Here is a 15,343-nt window from a genome sequence, read left to right as displayed (position 1 = left end):
CACTGTATCTTCCACTTACCGACAACCAAAAAATTATTACGCTGGTTGAATAATTTCATACAGCAACAATTCGAAAGCAAGTTCTTTCTCCATTTGCCCCCGTTTGATGGACGCATCCGCTTCTGTTAACTTATCCATAATTTCCTCAAGTCGCCTGACTGAAAATTGGCGTTCCCGGTTCATGGCAATTTTAACAACATATGGATGAACGGAAAGCTGTTTTTGCATCTGGAATTGACTGTATCCTTTTTGTTTAAGAAGTTTAACCCGAAGAATCGTGCGGAACTGAAATGCTAATAACGCAATCATTGCAATAGGCTCTTCATTCATTTTTTCCAGACCTTTATATATGAAAATTGCTTTGTGCAAATTTGCTTCGATTACTGCATCGACCAGTCGCAATGACGAATTGTTGGTGGATTGGGATATCAGATTTTCTGCCGATTCTGCAGTTACATGTCCGCCATCTCCTGCATACAAGGCGAGTTTGGTTACTTCATTTTGCAGCAAATGCAAGTCACTGGATAACTCAGTTTCCAATATCTCAAATACCTTCTTATCAATGGTGATGTTCATGCTTTTAACAAGGTCCTCAATCCATTTTCCAATTTCATAATCCTTTACAGGCATACACTCTGCTACGGTTCCATTTTTTTTAAAGGCCTTGCTGATTTTTTTCCGTGTATCAATTTTTTCATATGGTGCGATGAACACAACCACAGAAAAATCAACCGGCTGTTCCAAATATTGCGCTAGCCTGTCCAGATCATGCTCAAAAGGAAGTTTGTCCGGTTTCGCTTTCAAAAACGATGGATTATGTGCAATAATCAGTTTCTTTTCACCGAAGAACGGAAACGTTTCAGCATCTGTAACCACCTCCTGTACAGGGGTCTCCTCCAAATCATATACCGATAAATTTTCGTTATTATCATCAGGGATAACCGCTTTTGTAATGGATTTAAGTATATTTTGAATGAAGTAGGATTCGGTTCCGTATAATAAGTATGCTGGTACGATTTGCTTCTTTTTAGTCTGCCGCAAAACTTCAGTATATGTCATGCATTTCACCCCAATTTACGATATATTTAATCGTAAATCGTTCAAAGATGGATAGCAAGCAATTCATAAAAAAACTGGAGGAAAATTGGAGCTGCAATTTCCCTCCATGATCTATTTAAACGTTCAAAATCCAGCCCTAGGAACTGCATTTCAAACGATATTTGAATGTACTTATAGGTTGACCATCAAGCCGAAAAGTATAGATGTTAACTCTTTCTAATATTGGTGGGAATTCATTGCGTATAAATCTTCGGTGGATTTTTTTATGTAATTCATTTATACTTAAATTTGTATAGGAGGGGTAAATATGAACGAATTTGAAAAAGATGTACAATCCAAAAACAATGATGTTGTTGATTCAATTAAGGGCTTCACATTCTCATTCGTGTTTTTTGTCCTGATATTTGCAATTGGTGTAACCATAAGTGTTGTAGGTTCCTGAGAAAATGTAGCGCTTCCATGTAAATAAAGCCCGAAGCACAAAGAGACGGATAATTTCCAGTCTCTTTTATTATTTCTTATGATGAAGTAACCGTCATCTGCTTCAGCTTATGGCAAGTAAGTCATAAATGTTCCATTGTCATCCTCATAAATATACTGAATCGCACCTTTTTTATCGGTTCTGATTATAATCGATTTTACTTTTTCTAATTCCGTAAGCACTTCATCATGCGGGTGTCCATATGAATTATTTACTCCAGCTGAGATCATGGCAACCGTTGGCTGAATTTGATTTAAATAAACCGGATCAGTCGATGAATCACTGCCATGATGGGCCACTTTCAGCACATCAACTGTTAAATCGGGGTAATTGGAAATGATGTCCTTTTCGGTTTCGTTGCCTATATCTCCAGTGAACAGCCAGGATTTCCCGCCAATGATGCTGTACAGCACAAGCGAGTTCTCATTCGTTGTTCCCCGATCTGAATCCGGTGAAAGCACTTGAAATGACTGCCGCCCTACGGTAACAGCCTCTTCAAATCCAGCCCGTATCACTGGTGTGTCAGACGACTCCAGCAGTTTAAGCATTGTTCGATCAAATTCGTAATAGTTACTGACAATCACCTTTTCGACATTCATTTCCTTTATAAGAAATGGAATGCTGCCCATGTGATCCGTATCCGCATGACTGATAAATACTGCATCAATTTTACGGATTCCTTTTTCATATAAAAATGGCTTAATGATCTGCTGGTAAACGGCATCTGTAGGCTGCTTGTTCTCAAAAGACATTTTAGCTCCGGCATCAATTATAATAACTCCTTTGCGATATGGTAATTCAATTACCATCGCATCTCCCTGCCCAACATCCAGCATCGTTACTTTCCCAACCGGTGAAAAATAAGGTCTGATGGCGACGATAATGATCAGCAATGTCAAACAACATCCGTATCGAAAAGCGTGTTTCAGTTTGGCGACCTGCAAATTATGCATAAATGCCTGATACACCAAATAATACACAGCAGAAGCAAACAATGAAAAACTACCGATTACAAACGGAAAATAAGCAACTTGATCTATTTTGGAAATTAATCCGATAACAATCGGATGAATACTTGAAAACACACGATCCATCATAGGGGTGAAAATCGCTAATGGAGACAAAAGCATCATCACAAACAAAAACGGAATCACAATAAAGGAAAAATACGGAACAACGACAAGGTTTACCAGGATGGACAACGGATGGAAGTTTGAAAAATATATAATTTGCAGTGGAAGGATCAGCATTTGAGCAACAAAACTGATTTTCAATACTGTCCAAAGACCCGACTTTGACTGCAAAAACCACCGACTGGAAAGCAATAAACCAAATGTGACAAGAAAGGACAGCTGGAAACCGACACTGTAGACAATAAATCTGTTGAAAATAATCAACGCAAGAAAAACAATACTTAATACGTCTGTCACACTAATTTTTAATCCCACTCTGGAAAACAAGAGGAACAGCACAACCATCATACTTGCCCGCCAGACGGATGGTGCACCCCCGGCAAGAAATGCATATACCGGCAGAAAACAAATAATAATGGATTGTGCTTTCTCTTTCGTGCAAACGGAAAGCTTAACAAGGAGAAAATATACCAGACCGACAATCAATCCGATATGCAGGCCAGAAATGGCCAGAATGTGGGACAAATTCCAACGCTGAAATAATGCGATTGTATCTTCATTAAGTTGTGAATCTTCACCTAGTACCAGGGCGTTCATCCAAGCTGCGGTAGCAGGGCTTACATTGGTGGTTACATATTCAATCAAATTGCTGCGAATTTCATATAAGTTGTCAAAAAGGGAAGCTCCATCACATTCCACGTCAGTAAGTGATGCGATTATTAATTGGTGTGTGATTCCTTTGGAGAGAAGAAATTTCCGGTAGTCAAATTGCCCGGGATTTCTGGCAGTGGATGGTAATTCCGGAGTTCCGGAAACTGTGCATTGTGCACCATATCTAAAATTGCCGAAGTCTCCATTATTCCCATTTTTAAAATATACGGCTTGGTATTTCGTATTTGTCTTATACTGATTGAATATAAAATCAACTTTTTGATCCGTTTCATGAACAGGTCCTGAGATTCGGCCACTTATCTCTATGGTTTCATTAATCATCTTATTTTCAGTTACAGTAAGTTCAGCAAGATCCGGAATCCAAAAATAAAAAGAGACAGAAGATATAATTGACAACACAACCGGGATTATCGGCATGCGTCCTCCGTACAACATGATTGCCAGCCAAAGGAAGAAAAATATGACAATCACTTCACTTTGGATGACAATCGCCAGGAAACTGCTTACTGCTGCCAGTGCGGGAAAATGCCAATACCCTTTCACACCGGTCACCTATATATTAAATAGTGATTTCGCTTCAGCTTTCAACTCGTCATACGTTTCATTGTCATCCGTTTGATTATGCAGTTCATTCAACAGATGGTTGATGTATTGTTCTTTTTCTTTAAACTGGGTGTCAAGCGCAATCGCTGACAGTTCAACCTTCTCAGTTTCTACGCCGGCATCAGTAAATAATTCCCTGGCATAAGGATGATTTTTATAATCGGTTGCATAATAGATCCTCTTGATTCCTGCCTGGATAATTTGCTTGCAGCATTGCAGACAGGGAAAATGTGTTACATAAATCTCGGCTCCCTCAGTCGGTACACCAAACTTGGCACATTGAAGCAATGCATTTGCTTCAGCATGCACGGTTCGAACACAATGGCCATCAATGACATAACAGCCTTCATCGATACAATGAACACTTCCGGAAACACTGCCATTATACCCACCAGCAATGATTCGCTTCTCTCTGACAATGGTTGCTCCGACCATAAGTCGTGTACAGGTGCTTCTTAATGCAAGCAAATGACTTTGCGCCATAAAATATTGATTCCAGGAGATTCTTTCCATTATGTATCCCACCTTTAATTAATTCTGTTTATTATGGAATTTGGATGCTATCTTCTAAATTTTGAAGCGTAATTTCGCCTATCCCAGGAACTTCAAGCAGATCCTCCGTTGACTGAAACAGTCCAAATTCTTCCCGATACTGGATGATAGCCTGTGCTTTCGACGGACCAATTCCATTCAATGTTTCAATCTCCTCCTGTGAGGCATAGTTGATTCTTATTTTTTCTGATCCGCTGCCGCCGGTTTGGTTTGCTTGTACAGTTGAATCTCCGGTTTTTGGAATTAGGATAATCATTTCATCCTGCACCTTTTGTGCGAGATTTACCATAGTCTGATCTGCATGTTTTGTGAAACCGCCCGCAAGTGCAATAACATCATTCACCCGTGAATCCAAACTGACTTCGTAAACGCCGGGATTCACAACAGAGCCCTTGACATCAACAACGGCCATGGAAGACACACTTTTCTCCTTTATCTCATCAGCAGATTGTGTTTGCAGAGAAACTTCATTGGAATGGGCATCATTTTCTTTCACTTTATCATTATTTATAAAAAAAATGAAAACAATTACGACTCCGATTACGATAAAGGGGGAATTTTTCTTGAGGAAGTCGAGCACCGCTTTTCACATCCTTCAGGGAAAATAGAGGGAAAAAGATAATAATTACTTATTCGACACTAATCCGAAAAATCCTCTTTTTAAAAAAACAACCGGAAATTGTTATTTCTCCGGCTGTTTTTCAGCGATAATAAAAATTCGTTCTACCTGTTCTTCATTAAAATCAGAGTTTATTAAAAAGTCCCCGTACAAACCGGAAATTTCAAAACCGGCTTCATCTAAAAGTTTTTTATAAAAATCAACATAATACGTTTGCTGATGATGAAATTCTTCAAAACGATCATATTTTTTACCATCGGAAACAAAAAATGTAAGATCATGATACATTTCACCTGGTTCTTCCCCGGCAGTGCAGAACCAGATGTATGAGACGTCTTCCTGAACATCGGCAAAGGTATTATTTACATAAAACTGTACGACTTTATTAACTGAATGCACATCAAACATGAACAGACCACCTGTTTTCAGCGATGCAGCAACCCGATGAAATACACTGCGCAGCGCATTTTCTTCCGTTATATAATTCATAACATCACAAAAGCTTATCGCAGCATCGAGATTATACAGACCTTCCAACTGCTGTAAGTCTTGATGTATCCACTGAATGGATACATTCTCCTGATCCGCTCGCTTTCTGGCAATACTTAACATATCCACGGAATAGTCTACTCCAGAAACTTCATATCCGTTTTGAGCAAGTTTCGTTGTTATTTGCCCTGTTCCGCAGCCCAAATCCGCAATGGTCTTTATATCTTTCCCTGATTGACCGAATATTTTCTCAGCAAAATCAATCCATTGTTCATATGGCGCATCACCCATCAATTTATCATATAAAGTTGCAAGTTGATGATAAGCCTCCATATTACCAGCTCTGACCGACATTCAGTTCAATTTTGGATGCATCTCCCCATAAACGCTCCAGGTTATAGTAAGAGCGTTCATCCTTGTGGAATATATGACACACCACATCACCAAGATCAACAAGAATCCAGCGTGCTTGCTCATAACCTTCCAAACGTTTGATGGAAACATCTATCTCATCCATTGATTCCTTAATCGCCCTGGAAATTGCCTGTACCTGCCGCTCATTGCTTCCATGACAAATAAGAAAATAATCTGCCATCAGTGAAACATCTTTCATGTCCAATGCTACAATATCCATCGCGCGTTTGTCTTCACATGCAGTTGCAGCCCTTTGCACAAGTTCATTATTATTCATGAAATTAATAACCCCCATTAATTTGTCTTGTTAATTCATTATATGCATAAAATGTGTCTGGATAGACTGTAGCATTTTTGCTTACAAGGAACTGAATCGTATTCCGCAATGCCATCCAGGAAGCCAGTTGTAAATCATACCTGGCAGCCTTACGCACCTCATCAATTCCAGGAAATGACCGGCCTGGTTCAATGTAATCTGCAACAAAAATAATCCTGTCCATTCTGCTCATCTTTTCCTTCCCTGTCGTATGGCAATAAATGGCACTTTTTATTTCATCGTCGATTATTCCATATTCGCGGTCAATCAAAACAGATGCAACTGGACCATGCCATAGTTCATGGTGATAGTCCAGCAGATTATTTGGCAATTCATCACACTCCAGAATAAACTGTTTCATTTCTTCCGCCGGCTTGCATTTTGCATAATCATGAAAAACTGCTGCAAGTTCAATCTTTTCTCGTGACCCTCCGAATACATCCGTAAGTTCCACTGCTGTATCCGCAACCCGAAGTGTGTGTTCAAATCTGCTCTTCGTCAAGTGTGGTTTTACAATTTCAACAGCTTCATCAATTTTCATATAAATGGTTCTCCTTTATATAAGATTCAACAATATCAGGCACGAGATATTTCACCGAACCATGATTGGACAACCGTTGTCGAATCATCGTTGAAGATATTTCAATCATTGGCACATCTACCACCTCTACAGGAAAGTCAGTTTCCAGTTGATATCCGTTGCGCTGTACCCCGACAAACTTCACAAGATCCATCAAATGGTCAATATTTTCCCAGTGTGGCAGGAATTCCACCATATCAGCCCCAATAATAAAGTAAAAGCTAACTTCTGGAAATTCTGACCTTAACGCCTCCATTGTATCAAATGTGTATGATTTCCCTAAACGGTCTACCTCTATCGTGCAGATTTTAAATGCCGAATTCCCCTGGATGGCCAGTCGTACCATTTCCACCCGATTTGTACTTTCTGTTTTGGCTCTGTCTTTATGTGGTGGTTCGAATGATGGAATCAGCCAAATTTCATCAAGCTCCATTGCCTTCCGAACCTCTTCTGCTATAATTAAATGTCCCATATGCGGCGGATCAAACGTACCACCTAAAATGCCAATACGTTTCATAGGGAGTCTCCTTTAGGGAAGCTGAATATGTTTATTCTCTTCCGATTCCTTGTATAGAATAATATTGTTTCCAATTACCTGCACAACTTCCGCTTGAACTCCACTGGATAACTGTTCTGCAACTGTATGCTTGTCTTCAAGACAATTCTGCAGGATACTGACTTTAATAAGTTCCCGTTTTTCCAGCGCCTCATCAATTTGGGTAATCATGTTGTCGTTCACACCGGTTTTTCCTACTTGAAATATAGGCTTCATCGTATTGGCTTCCGCTCTTAAAAATCTTTTTTGCTTACCTGTTAACATGTTATCTTCCTTCCAGAATAGATTGCAGCTCCTGATCCATTTTACCGACAGGAACCAGCTGGTTTGTCCATAACTGAAATGCAGCTTGTGCCTGGTAGAGCAGCATTGTATGTCCATAATGTATATATGCCCCAGCCTGTTCTGCCTGTGTAAGAAACGTTGTATGAATTGGCTGGTAAATAATATCGCTGACGACACTACCGGATTTTACGTCTTCTGCCGATACTATAACACGTCCTTCATTCGGCTTCATACCAATTGAGGATGTTTGAATGATGAGATCGTAATTACCGATATTGTTCTGCGCGTCGGACAAATTAAATACAGCAGAGCTTCTGCTTGAATTATTGAGATCCGCGATTGATTTTGCATTATCCCTGGTACGGTTTGCTATGTCCACATGGGAAAAGCCATTCGTTATCAGACTGTAATAGATGCCTCGTGCCGCACCGCCTGCTCCAATAATCATGATGCGTATATCCGAATCAGCACAAAGTTCGGGAAATTTGTTTTTCAAAGCAGTAAAGTAGCCTATTCCGTCCGTGTTATAGCCAATCCATTTTCCATCCTTAACCACTACTGTATTAACTGCCCCAATTGATTCAGCATGATGATCTATCCCGTCAAGCCAGGGGATGATCTTTTTTTTAAATGGCAACGTTACATTAAAACCCGACAGACCTTTCCGTTTTAATTTCCCCAATTCGGTTTCAAATGAGTCTTCCGGGCTGATTTCCATAATGGAATACGTCCCTTCCAAACCGGATTTTGCCAGGAATTGTTGATGAATCCATGGGGAAAGTGAATGATGAATGGGATATCCAATCAGGCCTAATTGATATGTCAAAGTAACTCCCCCCTAAAAAAATGATTTTCGCAATGATAAGTGAACACCTTTGGGACTGTATGCAGCCACAGTTGCCTCTCCATCCGGCAAACTGATCCATCCCAGCCCCGGAAACACAATATCTGTTTTCTGTTCTTTGATCCTGTAGGTGCTTTTTTTCAATTCCGGGAAATTTTCCATTGACTCCGCTTCCGGTGGAGACAACAGCCCCCCTTTATGCTCGGCATACAAATTATCCGCATTTTCCAGTTTTGTACGGTGAATGGATAAACTATTTGCGAAATAGCAAACAAACGACTGCCGTTCTCCTTTAATGAAATCAATCCTCCCGAGACCACCGAAGAACAGTGATTGTCCGGAATTTAATTGAAATACTCTCGGTTTAATTTCTTTTTTTGGAGTTATAACTTTCAGATCACTATCCGAAATATAGTGGGCAATCTGCTCATGATTTACGATACCCGGTGTATCTATCAAGGATGACTGGTCATCAAGCGGTATGCTGATAAATCCCAGCGTTGTTCCCGGAAAATAAGATGTCGTAATGACATGATCTTCACCAGTTGTCTGTCGGATCAGCCGGTTAATGAATGTTGACTTACCAACATTTGTTGTCCCGACGATGTAAACATCCTTTCCGCCACGGTAAAATTCAATGGATTCGGTTAAATCGTTCAAACCATATCCCTTAACAGAGGAAATAAGAAATACATCTTCCACAATCAAACCAACGTCTTTTGCCTTGGATCTCAGCCATTGCGTTAGCTTTCGCTTGTTTGTGGACTTCGGTAACAAATCCATTTTATTGCCCGCCAATATTACCGGCTTATCTCCGATAATTCTTGACAGACTTTTCAGCATACTTCCTTCCACATCGAAAATATCGATAAGATGAACGACGATTCCTTCTTTTTCTCTAATTTCACTGACCATCTGCAAAAAATCCTCGTCTGTTGCCGAAACATCCTGAATTTCGTTGTAATGTTTCAGGCGAAAGCACCGCTGACAAAGGACGACTTCTTTATCAAGCGACGATTTCGGTGTATAGCCAATTTGGTCCGGATCTGTGGTCTGAATTTGGGCTCCACAACCTTGACAAATTAATTCTTCCATTTATTCTTCCTCCCAGGTAATTTTTCCTTTCTTCCGCATATAACTTAAAATTCTTCGCTCTATTTTACGATTAATACGGGTTAGTTTACCATCTGTCTTTACGATTGGGACAACCAAAATGGTATAAAATCCCGCAAAATTTCCGCCCAATACATCTGTCAAAAGTTGATCGCCGATAACAGCGACCTCCTCTTTTTTTACATTCATTTCCCTGGCAGCACTTTTAAATGCATGACTTAACGGTTTTCTGGCACTGAAGACAAATGGAGTGTCCAGCGGTTCGGAAAAAATTTTGACGCGTTCCTGTTTATTATTTGAGATAATGGTAACTTTTATATCGTGTTCTTTCATCTGTTTAAACCATTGAATCACTTCCGGTGTTGCATCACGGACATCCCAGGCAACCAAGGTATTATCCAAATCCGTTATAATCCCTTTTATACCCTTTTTCCGCAAAACAACCGGATGAACATCAAAAATGGATTTCACATGCTCATTCGGCAAAAACTTCTTCAGCACTGATCACACCTCATTATGACTTGCAAAAATTCTGTATGTATATACACAATTCAACAGTATAACTCAATCGTATAATAACTTTCCATAAATATAAAGTGAAACTTTCATTTAGAGGGGTGGTTTTCCCCTCTAAATGTTAGTTGAACTTATCGGGCTTGTACGGGCAGTTTACACCAAATTTATCCAAGCTATCTTTAGATACTCTGGCGGGGGGGATTACTGCCCGTCAAACTGCGGTAAAGTGAAACTTTCATTTAGAGGAGTGGTTTCCCCTTCTAAATGTTAGTTCAACTTATCGGGAACTAAAAAACCTACCTCATCCATTACTTCTCTCCATGCAGTAGTTAATCCAGCTAAGCAGCTGCTTATGTTCTTAAACCGTTAACGAACAATGACGTAATTCGTCTTTATGTCATAATATTAGTCAAATATGTCAAAAACCGTTCGACAATTTCCTTCAAATTTCGAATTGTGGATAACTTTATTCACATTATCCACACTGAAAAATCAACATTTTTCGTAGATATTTCCTTTTTATACACATGTTATCTACAACCCTTTGTAGATAACTGAAGCCTTGTCCAGGCTATCATTTCATGGTAGATTAAATAATAACAAATAACCTATCTGTACATGATTGGGGGCTGTATTTTTGGAACATTTGTCAGATGAACTGCTGCTTGAATCGTATCATAAAGCAAATGAATTAAATTTAAGCCCTGATTTTGTTTATCTTATTAAACAGGAAATCAATAATCGATCACTGGCACACAAAATTAAAAATACAGGTTGATGAAATCTGATCCTTATCATTTTAATGATAGGGTTTTTTTATTTTATCCAGCTTAAGTTTATGGTAAGCTGATTTTGGTGAATTATATTTTTTTATAATCGTTTTCCCAGGTCAATAATCAACTGTAAGATATTCTAAACACTATTACTTATAAAAAATAAACATCCCTTTTTAGGAGGAAAACATCAGATGATTTACATAGTACTTATCCCGCTTTTACTAGCTTGCTTTATTCCCGCATTAAGTAAACTAAAACATAAAATTCATACTGGTATTTTCGTTTTTTTTATTCCCTTTTTCATTTTTCTGTACTTCATTCGTTTTGTAGGAGACGGTTTTTCTCCTGTCAGACAAACTTATCAGTGGGTTCCATCATTACATATCAATTTTGATTTTTATCTTGATGGACTCAGTCTACTTTTTGCCCTGTTAATCAGTGGTATTGGGGCACTTGTTGTTTTATATTCAATCTATTATCTGGATAAATCAGAACGATTGGGACATTTTTATGTTTACTTATTAATGTTCATGTCCGCAATGCTGGGAATTGTTTTGTCAGATAATGTGTTTGTTTTGTATTCATTCTGGGAATTAACATCCATTTCATCATTCCTGTTAATCGGCTATTGGCATTTTAATGAACGGTCAAGATACGGGGCATTAAAATCCCTGCTGATTACCATCTTCGGCGGATTAAGTATGTTCGGCGGGTTTATACTGTTATACGTGATAACAGGTACTGCAAGCATTCAGGCGATGATTGATCAAACAGATATCATTTTAAACAGTCCGTATTTGCCTTTGATTCTTGGTTTTCTCCTCTTGGGGGCATTTACAAAATCGGCACAATTCCCATTCCACATATGGCTGCCTGATGCGATGGAAGCACCAACACCGGTCAGTGCCTACCTCCACTCAGCCACAATGGTTAAAGCCGGGCTGTTCCTGGTAGCACGTTTTTCACCAATTTTTTCAAACTATGAATGGTTCCTGATCATCGTAAGCATTATGGGGATTGTCACCCTTTGCTGGGGCTCCTATATGGCGGTAAGACAAACGGATTTAAAAGCAATTCTGGCATTTTCCACTATAAGTCAGCTTGGTATGATTATGGCCATGCTTGGATTTGGCACACAAGTTGCCGTTTATGCAGCGGTATTTCATATTTTAAACCATGCCACATTTAAAGGCAGTCTGTTCATGGTTGCCGGCATAATCGACCATGAAACAGGCACAAGAGATATTCGGAAACTGGGCGGGTTGCTGACACTAATGCCGATGACAGCAACATTGGCGCTGTTTGGCACATTTTCCATGGCGGGAGTTCCGCTGCCATTCCTTAATGGCTTCTACAGCAAGGAGTTGTTTTTCGGATCTTCCCTGGACTTATCGGAAGGAGTCGGCAGTACGGCACACATGCTGGCGCAGGCCATTCCTTACCTGGCAGTGTTAGGAAGTATTTTCACGTTTGTGTATTCACTGTATTTCTTTTTTGGCATTTTCACCGGCCGCAAACAAATGGACAAACTTCCAAAGAAACCACATGAAGCACCTTTTGGAATGCTGGCAGCGCCACTTATTCTGGTGCTTGGCGTAATTTTAATCGGGATTTTCCCGAATGCTGTCAACGGTACTTTTCTTACGCATGCGGCTGAAGCTGTATTTGGAAATGAAGTTGTTACCCATGTTAAGTTCTGGCACGGATGGAATGCACCTGCATTTCTAATGTCCCTGGGTGTGGTAGGACTGGGCGCAATACTAGTTCTAACCAGAAACAAATGGAGCGGTGTTTACAATTTCTTGCCTGGGAAACTGAGTGCCAATAAACTATACGACTCCCTTTTGGATAAAACCGATGTTTATTCTAACAAGGTTACAAACTTTTACATGACTGGATCATTGCGCCTGTATATGGCGATTATTTTGGGAACAACTTGCATAGTTACGTATGCATTTATGATAATTACCGATGGTTTTACCATCCGTTTCAATGATCTTGCTCCAGTAACAGCAATTGAAGTTGCCGTTACGATCGTTATGACGGTTTCCGCAATTGCGACAATCTTTGCAAGGCGTAACCTGTCAGCTATTTTGTTGCTCGGTGTTGTCGGCTATGGAATTTCCATCCTGTTTGTTATATACAGGGCACCTGACCTTGCCCTGACACAGCTGATCATTGAAACAGTTACTGTCGTATTATTCCTACTTTGCTTTTATCATCTGCCTATGATGCGGGACCGCGGCGAAACTGCAGGATCCAAAGCGGTTAATACGATTATTTCAGTCGGATTTGGTTCCATTCTGACGCTGATAGGTATTTCCGCACACAGTACGGACTGGTTTGGAACCATTTCAGAATACTTTATTAAGACATCGCACTCACTTGGCGGAGGGGACAACATTGTTAATGTGATCCTCGTCGATATGCGCGGACTTGATACATTATTCGAAATAACTGTACTTGGCATCGCTGCACTGGCTATTTTCAGCCTCATCAATTTGAAAAATAATAAGGGGGCGAAATAAATGGAAATTATCACATCAATTCTCGCCGGACTTTTATTTGCTACAGGCATCTACAATCTGCTGCAAAAACAGCTGCTGCGTATTGTTATTGGTACTGGGCTCGTATCACATGGAGCACACTTGTTCATACTGACGATGGGAAAACTAAAACGCGGACAACCGCCGATTTTGACAGAAGGTGTTGAAAACTATGTGGATCCGCTTCCGCAGGCACTGATCCTAACGTCCATCGTAATCAGTTTTGGAGTTACCAGTCTGGTCATAGTGCTTGCTTACCGGACAGCAAATGAAAATAATACAGATAATATGGAAGAATTAAGGGGTAACGAACATGAGTAATTTAGCAGTATTGCCAATCATCATTCCATTACTTTCAGGGATTATACTGGCATTTTTCCCAAAAAAACTAACACTTGTACGTTCACTGGCAAAAGTGTTCATTACAATTAACCTGCTGGTGTCCGGTTATGTCCTGTTTACAGTTTATACCACAGGCTCCATCATTCTGGAAACCGGGGCATGGCCGGCACCATATGGCATTATTCTGGTCGCCGATTCACTGTCTATCCTGCTGGTATTTACCACGAACATCATTGCGGCTGCATGCGCATTTTTTGCGCCTCACTCCCTTTCAGACAGAAAAGAACAGTATTATTTTTATTCCTTCTTCTTCTTTCTGATAACCGGGGTCTCGGGTGCCTTTCTGACAGGAGATATTTTTAACTTGTTTGTGTTTTTTGAAGTGCTGTTAATGGCTTCTTACGCACTAATTGTCCTGGGTGGCGATAAAGTTCAACTAAGGGAATCGATAAAATATGTATTAATAAACCTATTTTCTTCCATCCTGTTTGTAACCGCTGTTGCCTTCTTGTATGCAACGGTTGGCACCGTCAACATGGCACAAATTGCATTGCGCGTACAGGAAGTCGATCAACAAGGTATTCTGACAACAATAGGAATTCTGTTATTCTTTGTTTTTGCCACAAAAGCGGCATTATTTCCTTTGTATTATTGGATGCCTAGTCCTTATGTTAAACCGAATCCAGTTATTTCAGCATTATTTGGTGCCCTGCTTACCAAAGTCGGGATCTACTCCATTATCCGGGTATTTTCATTAATTTTTGTATATAAAATTGAACTTACCCATGAAGTTTTTATCTGGATTGCAGGATTATCGATGATTTTTGGTGTGATTGGAGCATTATCAACAAATAATATTAAATTGATCATCGCCTATAACATTATACCGGCGATTGGGTTTATCATTTTGGGAATCGGTGTTTTCAATGAAACGTCAGTCAGTGGATCTATTTACTATTTGGTTCACGATATGATTATTAAGGCCGCATTATTTCTTATTGCCGGCACGGTTGCATATGTAGCAGGAACATCCGATTTAAGGAAGTTCAGCGGGTTAATTCACTATTATCCAGTCTTGGGTTGGCTTCTGTTTATATCCGCTTTTGTTCTTGCGGGAATACCGCCATTTAGCGGATTTATAGGGAAACTGCTCCTGCTTACCGGGGCATTATCAGGTGATGAAATTGCCATTGTTATTATTGCGCTGATCAGCAGTCTGCTAATCCTTTACTCCATTATGAAAATATTTATTAAAGGTTTCTGGGGTGTAAAAGATGAATCATTTAAACCAAAGCCAACAAAAGGATTAATTGGACCAATCGCGTTTTTAGTAGCGATATCAGTTTTCCTTGGTGTAGGTGCAGAATTCATCTACCCATCTATCGAAAATATCTCTGCCTATTTGCTTGACCCGGAAATTTATATCGATTCCGTACTGAAGGAGTGA

The 15,343-nt window shown here is 39.8% G+C and carries 17 protein-coding genes; 5 read left to right on the top strand and 12 right to left on the bottom strand.

The window, feature by feature from the left end; translation table 11 throughout:
• Positions 1-36: 36 nt before the first annotated feature.
• Complete coding sequence (holA, locus tag ABD010_RS09395; protein ID WP_343812372.1) at positions 37-1,059, bottom strand: DNA polymerase III subunit delta; 1,023 nt, start codon at positions 1,057-1,059, stop codon at positions 37-39.
• A gap of 307 nt (positions 1,060-1,366) precedes the next feature.
• Here holA and ABD010_RS09390 point away from each other — a divergent pair, with 307 nt between their 5' ends.
• Complete coding sequence (locus tag ABD010_RS09390; protein WP_343812371.1) at positions 1,367-1,501, top strand: YqzM family protein; 135 nt, start codon at positions 1,367-1,369, stop codon at positions 1,499-1,501.
• 107 nt (positions 1,502-1,608) lie between these two features.
• On the opposite strand, the gene ABD010_RS09385 is transcribed toward ABD010_RS09390, so the two are convergent.
• From ABD010_RS09385 to ABD010_RS09335, 11 genes are all read right to left on the bottom strand, one after another.
• Positions 1,609-3,888 carry a DNA internalization-related competence protein ComEC/Rec2 gene (locus tag ABD010_RS09385; protein WP_343812370.1) on the bottom strand — a complete coding sequence of 760 codons (2,280 nt, stop codon included), beginning with the start codon at positions 3,886-3,888 and terminating at the stop codon, positions 1,609-1,611.
• Between the two features lie 9 nt (positions 3,889-3,897).
• A complete protein-coding gene (locus ABD010_RS09380; protein WP_343812369.1) occupies positions 3,898-4,461 on the bottom strand; it encodes a ComE operon protein 2 in 564 nt (187 codons plus the stop codon).
• Between the two features lie 31 nt (positions 4,462-4,492).
• A complete protein-coding gene (locus ABD010_RS09375; protein ID WP_343812368.1) occupies positions 4,493-5,080 on the bottom strand; it encodes a helix-hairpin-helix domain-containing protein in 588 nt (195 codons plus the stop codon).
• A gap of 102 nt (positions 5,081-5,182) precedes the next feature.
• Positions 5,183-5,941, bottom strand: coding sequence for a class I SAM-dependent DNA methyltransferase (locus ABD010_RS09370; RefSeq protein ID WP_343812367.1), 759 nt, complete (start codon positions 5,939-5,941; stop codon positions 5,183-5,185).
• Between the two features lies 1 nt (position 5,942).
• A complete protein-coding gene (rsfS, locus tag ABD010_RS09365; protein ID WP_343812366.1) occupies positions 5,943-6,299 on the bottom strand; it encodes a ribosome silencing factor in 357 nt (118 codons plus the stop codon).
• Between the two features lie 4 nt (positions 6,300-6,303).
• Positions 6,304-6,879 (bottom strand): bis(5'-nucleosyl)-tetraphosphatase (symmetrical) YqeK, encoded by a 576-nt coding sequence (yqeK, locus tag ABD010_RS09360; protein WP_343812365.1) that lies wholly within the window; start codon positions 6,877-6,879, stop codon positions 6,304-6,306.
• Entirely contained in the window at positions 6,869-7,435 is a 567-nt protein-coding gene (locus ABD010_RS09355) for a nicotinate-nucleotide adenylyltransferase (protein ID WP_343812364.1), read from the bottom strand. Before ABD010_RS09355 ends, yqeK begins: the two co-directional genes overlap by 11 nt.
• A gap of 12 nt (positions 7,436-7,447) precedes the next feature.
• Positions 7,448-7,738 (bottom strand): ribosome assembly RNA-binding protein YhbY, encoded by a 291-nt coding sequence (gene yhbY / locus ABD010_RS09350; protein WP_343812363.1) that lies wholly within the window; start codon positions 7,736-7,738, stop codon positions 7,448-7,450.
• 1 nt (position 7,739) lies between these two features.
• Positions 7,740-8,585: a shikimate dehydrogenase gene (gene aroE / locus ABD010_RS09345; RefSeq protein WP_343812362.1), complete on the bottom strand. Its 846-nt coding sequence runs from the start codon at positions 8,583-8,585 to the stop codon at positions 7,740-7,742.
• A 12-nt stretch (positions 8,586-8,597) separates the two neighbouring features.
• Entirely contained in the window at positions 8,598-9,698 is a 1,101-nt protein-coding gene (gene yqeH, locus ABD010_RS09340; RefSeq protein ID WP_343812361.1) for a ribosome biogenesis GTPase YqeH, read from the bottom strand.
• On the bottom strand, positions 9,699-10,217 hold the full coding sequence (locus ABD010_RS09335) for a YqeG family HAD IIIA-type phosphatase (protein WP_343812360.1): 519 nt from the start codon (positions 10,215-10,217) through the stop codon (positions 9,699-9,701).
• A gap of 652 nt (positions 10,218-10,869) precedes the next feature.
• Here ABD010_RS09335 and sda point away from each other — a divergent pair.
• The 4 genes from sda to ABD010_RS09315 all read left to right on the top strand — a co-directional run bounded on the left by sda (position 10,870) and on the right by ABD010_RS09315 (position 15,343).
• Positions 10,870-11,010 (top strand): sporulation histidine kinase inhibitor Sda, encoded by a 141-nt coding sequence (sda, locus tag ABD010_RS09330; protein WP_343812359.1) that lies wholly within the window; start codon positions 10,870-10,872, stop codon positions 11,008-11,010.
• 189 nt (positions 11,011-11,199) lie between these two features.
• Positions 11,200-13,536 (top strand): hydrogen gas-evolving membrane-bound hydrogenase subunit E, encoded by a 2,337-nt coding sequence (gene mbhE / locus ABD010_RS09325; protein WP_343812358.1) that lies wholly within the window; start codon positions 11,200-11,202, stop codon positions 13,534-13,536.
• Positions 13,537-13,875: a Na(+)/H(+) antiporter subunit C gene (locus tag ABD010_RS09320; RefSeq protein ID WP_343812357.1), complete on the top strand. Its 339-nt coding sequence runs from the start codon at positions 13,537-13,539 to the stop codon at positions 13,873-13,875.
• Complete coding sequence (locus ABD010_RS09315) at positions 13,868-15,343, top strand: Na+/H+ antiporter subunit D (protein ID WP_343812356.1); 1,476 nt, start codon at positions 13,868-13,870, stop codon at positions 15,341-15,343. The genes ABD010_RS09320 and ABD010_RS09315 overlap by 8 nt, the downstream gene beginning before the upstream one ends.

The sequence above is a fragment of the Virgibacillus siamensis genome (assembly GCF_039522605.1).
Classification (GTDB): Bacteria; Bacillota; Bacilli; order Bacillales; family Amphibacillaceae; genus Lentibacillus; species Lentibacillus siamensis.
This window is presented reverse-complemented; position numbering and strand designations above follow the sequence as displayed.

Coding starts and splice junctions, on each gene's coding strand:
- holA (WP_343812372.1), bottom strand. CDS start 1,059: ATGACATATACTGAAGTTTTGCGGCAGACTAAAAAGAAGCAAATCGTA.
- ABD010_RS09390 (WP_343812371.1), top strand. CDS start 1,367: ATGAACGAATTTGAAAAAGATGTACAATCCAAAAACAATGATGTTGTT.
- ABD010_RS09380 (WP_343812369.1), bottom strand. CDS start 4,461: ATGGAAAGAATCTCCTGGAATCAATATTTTATGGCGCAAAGTCATTTG.
- ABD010_RS09370 (WP_343812367.1), bottom strand. CDS start 5,941: ATGGAGGCTTATCATCAACTTGCAACTTTATATGATAAATTGATGGGT.
- rsfS (WP_343812366.1), bottom strand. CDS start 6,299: ATGAATAATAATGAACTTGTGCAAAGGGCTGCAACTGCATGTGAAGAC.
- yqeK (WP_343812365.1), bottom strand. CDS start 6,879: ATGAAAATTGATGAAGCTGTTGAAATTGTAAAACCACACTTGACGAAG.
- ABD010_RS09355 (WP_343812364.1), bottom strand. CDS start 7,435: ATGAAACGTATTGGCATTTTAGGTGGTACGTTTGATCCGCCGCATATG.
- yhbY (WP_343812363.1), bottom strand. CDS start 7,738: ATGTTAACAGGTAAGCAAAAAAGATTTTTAAGAGCGGAAGCCAATACG.
- yqeH (WP_343812361.1), bottom strand. CDS start 9,698: ATGGAAGAATTAATTTGTCAAGGTTGTGGAGCCCAAATTCAGACCACA.
- mbhE (WP_343812358.1), top strand. CDS start 11,200: ATGATTTACATAGTACTTATCCCGCTTTTACTAGCTTGCTTTATTCCC.
- ABD010_RS09320 (WP_343812357.1), top strand. CDS start 13,537: ATGGAAATTATCACATCAATTCTCGCCGGACTTTTATTTGCTACAGGC.
- ABD010_RS09315 (WP_343812356.1), top strand. CDS start 13,868: ATGAGTAATTTAGCAGTATTGCCAATCATCATTCCATTACTTTCAGGG.